General features: G+C 73.6%; 5 protein-coding genes and 1 pseudogene. 2 read left to right on the top strand and 4 right to left on the bottom strand.

What is annotated here, in order from left to right; all coding sequences use genetic code 11:
• Nucleotides 1-418 (bottom strand): annotated as a pseudogene (locus ACFSL4_RS23805) (VWA domain-containing protein); the annotation flags it as partial.
• Between the two features lie 312 nt (nt 419-730).
• Here ACFSL4_RS23805 and ACFSL4_RS23800 point away from each other — a divergent pair.
• Nucleotides 731-2,815 carry a PhoX family protein gene (locus tag ACFSL4_RS23800; protein ID WP_381086476.1) on the top strand — a complete coding sequence of 695 codons (2,085 nt, stop codon included), beginning with the start codon at nt 731-733 and terminating at the stop codon, nt 2,813-2,815.
• A gap of 310 nt (nt 2,816-3,125) precedes the next feature.
• Here the strand turns inward: ACFSL4_RS23800 and ACFSL4_RS23795 are convergent, their stop codons facing one another.
• Both ACFSL4_RS23795 and ACFSL4_RS23790 read right to left on the bottom strand, forming a co-directional pair.
• Nucleotides 3,126-3,545 (bottom strand): DUF7144 family membrane protein, encoded by a 420-nt coding sequence (locus ACFSL4_RS23795; protein ID WP_381086473.1) that lies wholly within the window; start codon nt 3,543-3,545, stop codon nt 3,126-3,128.
• Between the two features lie 103 nt (nt 3,546-3,648).
• The gene (locus tag ACFSL4_RS23790; protein WP_381086470.1) at nt 3,649-4,428 is read right to left on the bottom strand and encodes an alpha/beta fold hydrolase; all 780 of its coding nucleotides are present in this window, start codon (nt 4,426-4,428) and stop codon (nt 3,649-3,651) included.
• Nucleotides 4,429-4,561: 133 nt separating this feature from the next.
• Between ACFSL4_RS23790 and ACFSL4_RS23785 the strand changes: the two genes are divergently transcribed.
• Entirely contained in the window at nt 4,562-5,902 is a 1,341-nt protein-coding gene (locus tag ACFSL4_RS23785; protein ID WP_381086467.1) for an aminotransferase-like domain-containing protein, read from the top strand.
• On the opposite strand, the gene ACFSL4_RS23780 is transcribed toward ACFSL4_RS23785, so the two are convergent.
• Nucleotides 5,817-6,716, bottom strand: a complete 900-nt coding sequence (locus ACFSL4_RS23780; protein WP_381086464.1) for a hypothetical protein — start codon at nt 6,714-6,716, stop codon at nt 5,817-5,819. The genes ACFSL4_RS23785 and ACFSL4_RS23780 overlap by 86 nt on opposite strands.
• Between the last annotated feature and the right edge of the window lie 134 nt (nt 6,717-6,850).

The raw sequence follows: 6,850 nt of genomic DNA, 5'->3' as shown, positions 1-6,850 counted from the left end.
CCGCCGGCTCCGGTGTCTCCGCCTTTTCCTCCGCCGTCGCCTCGGCCGCCGGCTCGGGCTCCGCCTCCGCCTCCGCCTTCGCCGCCGGCGCGGGATCGGGCTCCGTCACCGGCTCCGCCGTCGCAGGCGTGCCCTGCCTCGGTACCGTCACGTTGTCGAACGCCGCCGCCACCAAATCGTGCTCGTCGGTCGTCCGGCCGGACGACTGCGCCGGGATCTCGGCCGACGCCGACCCCGCCGACGCCGACGCCGACCCCGCCGACGCCGACGCCGACGCGGCCGGCTCCGTCGCCGGAGCCGGAACCGTCGCCTCCGTGGGCGTCGTGTCCGTGGCCGTCTCGCGCGAGGGCTCCCCCTCGGCGGTACGACCCTTGCGTGAGCGGCCGAACGCGTTCCGCAGGAGAGTGAGAATGCCCATGTGCGCAACCCTTCGCGTGAGGTGATGCCCGTCAATCCCTGGCCAGGACGGACACGTAAGGTTAGCGGCCACAGGTGCCGATCTTGGGGAGGGTTCAATCATCGGACACGCCCGATGTCAAGACCGCATCGCCTCCGTCACCCACACCGTGACCGAAGAATTCACTCCCGCAGGTCGCGCCACGCCGACGGGGTACCTCAACACCCTTACGGATTCCCCTGGTTCACCTACAGTTCATCCATCCGCCCAGCGCTTGCACTCCCATACACCTAGCGTCACGTCCACGCCAAGGGATCGTATAGGGAGAGTAAAGTGCGTAAGCAGCTGCCGCTGATCACAACATCGTCCGCCGCGCACCCAGGCGGGCGGTCCGCCCTGACCTGCCGCTTCCGGTGCGGCAACGCCTGTTTCCACGAGGTACCCAACACCAGCTCCAACGACTACGTCGGTGACGTCATCGCCGGAGCCCTCAGCCGCCGCTCCGCCCTCCGCGCCGCGGCCGTCGTCACCGTCGCCACCGCCACCGGTGCCGCCGCCGTCGCGAAGGCCCCGCAGGCGCGGGCCGCCACCGCGTCCGCCGACGCGCGGGCGCAGGCCGCCGCGTCCTCCCGCACCGGCGCCGCCCGCGGTCTCCGCTTCGCCCCCGTCGCCCCCAACACCGCCGACGCCGTCACCGTCCCCGACGGCTACGGTCAGAACGTCGTCATCCGCTGGGGCGACCCGATCCTGCGCGGCGCCCCCGCCTTCGACCCGGAGAACCAGACCGCCGCCGCCCAGGCAGGCCAGTTCGGGTACAACAACGACTTCCTCGCCCTGCTCCCGCTCCCGGGCGAGCGCCACCGGCAGCTCCTCGTGGCCAATCACGAGTACACCGACGAGGTGCTCATGTTCCGGGACTACGACCCCGAGAACCCCACCCGGCAGCAGGTCGAGGTGGCCTGGGCGGCCCACGGCCTGGGCGCCGTCGTCGTCGAGGAGGACAGGCACACCGGCCGGCTCACGGCCGTGCCGCGCCACCCCCTCAACCGCCGCCTCACCGCCACCAGCGAGTTCCGCCTGACCGGGCCCGCCGCCGGGTCCGACCTCCTGAAGACCTCCGCCGACCCGACCGGCCGCACGGTCCTGGGCACCCTCAACAACTGCTCCGGCGGCACCACCCCGTGGGGCACCACCCTGCACGGCGAGGAGAACTTCAACCAGTACTTCGCGAACGGCAGCCGCGCCACCGACAAGCGGTACGGCATCGGCACGTCCGGCACCGGGCGCAAGTGGGAGCGGTTCGACCGCCGCTTCGACCTGGCCCAGGAGCCCAACGAGGCGCACCGCTTCGGGTACGTAGTCGAGTTCGACCCGTACGACCCGCACTCCACGCCCCGCAAGCACACCGCCCTGGGCCGGTTCAAGCACGAGGCGGCGACCGTCAGGCTCACCGACGACGGGCGGCCGGTCGTCTACTCCGGGGACGACGAGCGGTTCGACTACTTCTACAAGTTCGTCGGCAGCAAGCGGATGCGGCACGGCGGCTCCCGGGCCGTGCGCGAGCACAACCTCTCGCTCCTCGACGAGGGGACCCTCTACGTCGCCAAGCTCACGGGGGACTCGCCCGCCTCCGAGATCGACGGAAGCGGAAAGCTCCCGGGTGACGGGGAGTTCGACGGTTCCGGCACCTGGATCCCGCTCGCCACGGCCACCGCGCACGGTGCGGTGTCCCACGTCGAGGGCATGAGTGCCGAAGAGGTCTTCGTGTTCACACGGCTCGCCGCCGACAAGGCCGGGGCCACCAAGATGGACCGCCCCGAGGACATCCAGCCCTCGCCGCACACCGGCAAGGTGTACGTCGTCCTCACCAACAACACCAAGCGGGGTTTGAGCGGTCAGGCGCCCGCCGACGAGGCGAACCCGCGCAACGCCAACAAGCACGGCCACATCCTGGAACTCACCGAGGGCCGGAACCGGCCGGAGTCCACCGTGTTCGCCTGGTCGCTGTTCCTGGTCGCCGGCGACCCCGCCGACCCCGCCACCTACTTCGCCGGGTTCCCGAAGGACCGGGTCAGCCCCATCTCCTGCCCGGACAACGTCGCCTTCGACCCGCACGGCAACCTGTGGATCTCCACGGACGGCAACCGGCTCGGTTCGCACGACGGCCTCTTCGGCGTCGCCACCCGCGGCGAACGGCGTGGTGAGCTCAAGCAGTTCCTGACCGTGCCCACCGGCGCGGAGACCTGCGGCCCCATCGTGCAGGACCGCCGCGTGCTGGTGGCCGTGCAGCACCCGGGCGAGGTCGACGGCGCCACGGTGGAGGCGCCGGCCAGTACCTGGCCCGACGGACCCGGGAAGATCGTCCGCCCCGCCGTGGTCGCGGTGTGGCGTGCCGACGGCCGCGACATCGGGATGTAGCGGCTGCGGTGCGTACGGCGGCGGGGGGCGCTTGCGCCCGGACGGCGCCCCCCGCCGCCGTACCCGGCCGGTGGCTCAGCCGCTCTCGTGGAGGGTGATGCCGACGACCAGGGCGCGGTGATCGGCGCGGGCGATGTCCAGGAAGCGGGCCGAGTTCGCGGAGAAGTCCTGGGAGACCCTCCGTGGGCTGGTGCCCGATCCTCCCTCAAGGACGGGGAGACGGGGGAGAACGGTTGCCCCGGCGGGGGGCCNNNNCGGGGGGCCGGCGGGCTCGGCCGAGCCCGCCGCGGTTCGGCAGCGCCAAAAGCGCCTACCGCGCCGCCGTGGTGCGCTCCGGTGTCACCAGCGCCCAGATCACGAAGGCGCCGATCGCGATGGCGATGACCGACCAGACCGGGGCGTACGGCAGGAACATGAAGTAGAGGATCATGTACAGGGCCGCCAGGCCCACGCCCACCCAGCGGGCCCACTCCATGCCCTGGAGCACGCCCCAGCCCGTGATCGCCACCAGGGCGCCGACGACGAGGTGGATCCAGCCCCACGTGGTGAGGCTGAACTCGTACACGTAGCCGCCGACGCGGACGTAGACGTTGTTCGTGGCGATGCCCGCGATGCCGTTCAGCACGCCGATGATGCCGCCGACCATCATCAGGACCCCGGCGAATGCCGTGCTGCCGGTCGTCCACGCGGCGTGTTTCGGGTGTGGGGTGGGTGCGGTGTGCTGGACCATGGCGGTCGCCTCCTCGGGACGGGACGTTCACCCGTAGGTTCACCCGGCGGACGGGTGAGGCGCCCGGTGGCGTGAGCCGAACGGGTGACCGCGGGTCCCTGTGTCAGGCGTCCAGGCGCGCCAGAAACTCCCCCAGCGCCTTGTTGAATTCCTCCGGGCGCTCCAGGTTCGGCAGGTGCGCCGCGCCCGCGACGACGTGCAGCGTCGAGTCGGGCAGGGCCGCGTGCATGGCCTCCGCGTCCGCGACGGGCGTGTACGTGTCGTCCTCGCCGACCACCACCAGCGCCGGGACCGTCACGCGGGTGAGCAGATCGCGGTAGTCGGGCCGCTCCGCACGGCCCCGCAGGGCCGCGGCGGCGCCCCGCGGGGGCGCGGCCGTCATCATCCGGTGGACGTGCGCCGCCACGTCCGCGTCGGCGTACGGGGCGACCATCCGGTACAGCACCTCGTCGGCGTAGCCGCGCATGCCCTCGTGCAGCAGCCGCTCCGCCGTCGCGTACCGGGCTCGCCTGCCCTCCTCGGTGTCCGGCTGCGGGAAGGTGTCCGCGAGGACCAGCCCGGCGATCCGCTCCGGGAACCGGGCCCAGCACTCCATGGCGATCTGGCCCCCCATGGAGAGCCCCGCGAGCACGAAGCGTTCCACGCCGAGGTCGTCGAGGAGTGCCGCGATGTCGTCGGCGAACCGCGCCGGAGGGGTGACGCCGGGGACGACCGGGGAGGCGCCGTATCCGCGCAGGTCGGGTGCGATCACGCGGCGGGTGCGGGCGAAGGCGGTGAGCTGCGGGGCCCACATCGTGCGGTCGAAGGGGTGGCCGTGGACCAGGACGAGGGGCAGTCGGCCGGTACCGGTGCCTTTGTCCTCATAGGCGAGGAAGGATGCCATGGGCATGACCCTAGGTGGGCCCACTGCTCGGTGCAATAAGATCTTTGCTCTCGGTGCAATCGTGTAATCGTGCGATCCAAGGGGCATTCGACGGCATCCGGGGGCAACCCGAAGGCGGGACGACGGAGGACTGATGGAGGACTACCGGCGCATTGCCGACCGGATCGCCGCGGAGATCGCCGCCGGCCGACCGGGCCCCGGCGAACGGCTGCCGCCGCAGCGGCAGTTCGCGCGGCGGCACGGCATCGCGGCGTCGACCGCAGGTCGGGTGTACGGCGAACTCGTGCGGCGCGGGCTCGTGGTCGGCGAGGTGGGACGCGGCACCTTCGTGCGGGCCTCGCCGATGCCCTCGGGGCAGGCGCTCGCCGAACCGGCGACGACGGCGCCGGTGAACCTGGAGCTCAACTACCCGTCCGCGCCCGGCCAGCCGGAACTGCTGGCGGCCGGTCTCGCGCCGCTGCTGCGGCCCGATGTGCTGGCCGAGGCGACCCGCCCGGCCCCCGCCGTGGGCACGCCGGCCGCACGCGAGGCCGCCGCCGGGCTCCTCGCCACCGGCGGCTGGCGGCCCGCACCGGACCGGCTGCTGTTCGCGGGCAACGCACGGCAGGCCGTCGCGGGCGCCCTCGCCGCCCTGGTGCGGCCCGGGGGCCGCGTCGGTGTCGAGTGGCTGACCTACCCGCTGGTCAAGGACATCGCGGCGCGCCTGGGCGCCGTCCTGGTGCCGCTCGCCATGGACGAGCAGGGTCTGCGCCCGGACGCGCTCGCCGCCGCGCACCGCTCCACGCCGCTGTCCGCGGTGTACGTCCAGCCGACGCTGCACAATCCGACATCGGTGACGATGGGTCCGGCGCGCAGGCGGCGGCTGGCGGACACGGTACGGGACCTGCGGCTGCCCGTCGTCGAGGACCGCATCTGGTCGTTCCTGTGCGGGCCCGACGGCGGGGAGCCCCTGGCCGCCCGCGCACCCGAACGCACCTACGTCGTCGACGGGCTGTCCAAACGGGTCGCGCCCGGGCTCACCGTCGGGTTCCTGGTGGTGCCGGAGGGGCACGGCGAGGAGACGGCCGCGGCGCTGCGGTCGGGCGGGTGGACGGCGGGCCGGTTCGCCCTGGAAGCGGCCGTGCGGTGGATCGGGGACGGGACCGTGGCGCGCCTGGTGGAGGCGAAACGGGCGGACGCGGGGGCGCGGCAGCGGCTGGTGGCGCGGCACCTCGACGGCTTCGCCGTGCGCTCCGACCCCCGGGCCTACTACGCGTGGTGGCGGCTGCCGCGGCCCTGGCGCGCGGATGTGTTCGCGGCGGCCGCGGCGCGGCGGGGCATCGCGGTGACACCGGGACCGGCCTTCGCGGCCGGTGGGCGCGGTGCGGACGGCGCCGCCCCGGACTGCGTCAGGCTCGGGCTCGCGTCGGCCGCTCCCCCGGAACTGGAGCGCGCCCTGCGGACGCTCGCCGCCGTCGCGCGTGCACACCCGTGAGCCAGGCGGCCAGGGCGACCGCGAGGCCGAGCGCCAGCAGCAGCCACGACACGGTGCGGAGCGTCCCGGTGAGCGCGTCGTAGATCGCGGCCGCGGCCGGGTGCGAGACGCCCTCGGGAAGGCCGTCGAGCGTCATCCGGCGGCCCACCGCGATCGCGACGCCCAGCAGCGCAGCCCCCAGCGCCGTGCCGAGCCCGGTCGCCAGCACGGCCCGGCGGCGGCACACGGACAGCGCGATACCGGCCAGGGCCAGGCACACAGCGGTGACGGGAAGCCAGAAACCGGCGACTTCGAGCACGTGGAACCCCTTCCGGAGCTTCACCAGGTCCTCCGACTGCAGCAGGGTGATCTTCGTGTGCGCGACCGGTATGCGGCCCGCGAACGGCACGTGCTCGTCGACGAGTTGCCGCTTCATGCGTGCGGCGGCGGGGGCGAGGTCGAGGGTGACCGGGCTGTCGGCGTCGCCGTGCAGGGCCCGCATCACGGCATCGTGGGCGCTGAGGTTCGCGGTGTCCCAGGCGGAGCGGAACGCCGGGGTGCCGGTGAACGAGCGGACCGCCTCGTGGACGAAGGCGTGCATGGAGCCCCGCAGGGAAGGGCCGACACGCACCTCGCGCATGATGCCGTCGGTGATGGCGCCGGCGACGGCGTCCCGGACCTGGTCGTCGGAGGCGAGCGGGGCGGTGGTGGCGGCGTAGCGGGCGCCGTCCTCGATGCCGTACTTCGCCCATGCGGCGAGCACGCCGAGCGGTGCGAGCAGACACGCGAGGCCGACCAGCACGGCGGCGAGGACGCCCCTGACACGTCGAGACACGCCACCAGCGAAACCCGCCCGGACGCCGCGGGCGAGCCCATGGCCTGCAAACGGGTGGACATGACGAGCCCTGCGGTGCGGTCGGCGGCCGTGGCACCTGCCGCGGGCCCGGCGGCGCTCTCCGGTGGAGCGTT

Origin of the sequence: Streptomyces caeni (assembly GCF_042678285.1) — a bacterium.
Taxonomy (GTDB): Bacteria; Actinomycetota; Actinomycetes; order Streptomycetales; family Streptomycetaceae; genus Streptomyces; species Streptomyces caeni.
Note: the sequence above shows the minus strand (reverse complement) of the source record. Positions and strands in the feature narration are given on the sequence as shown.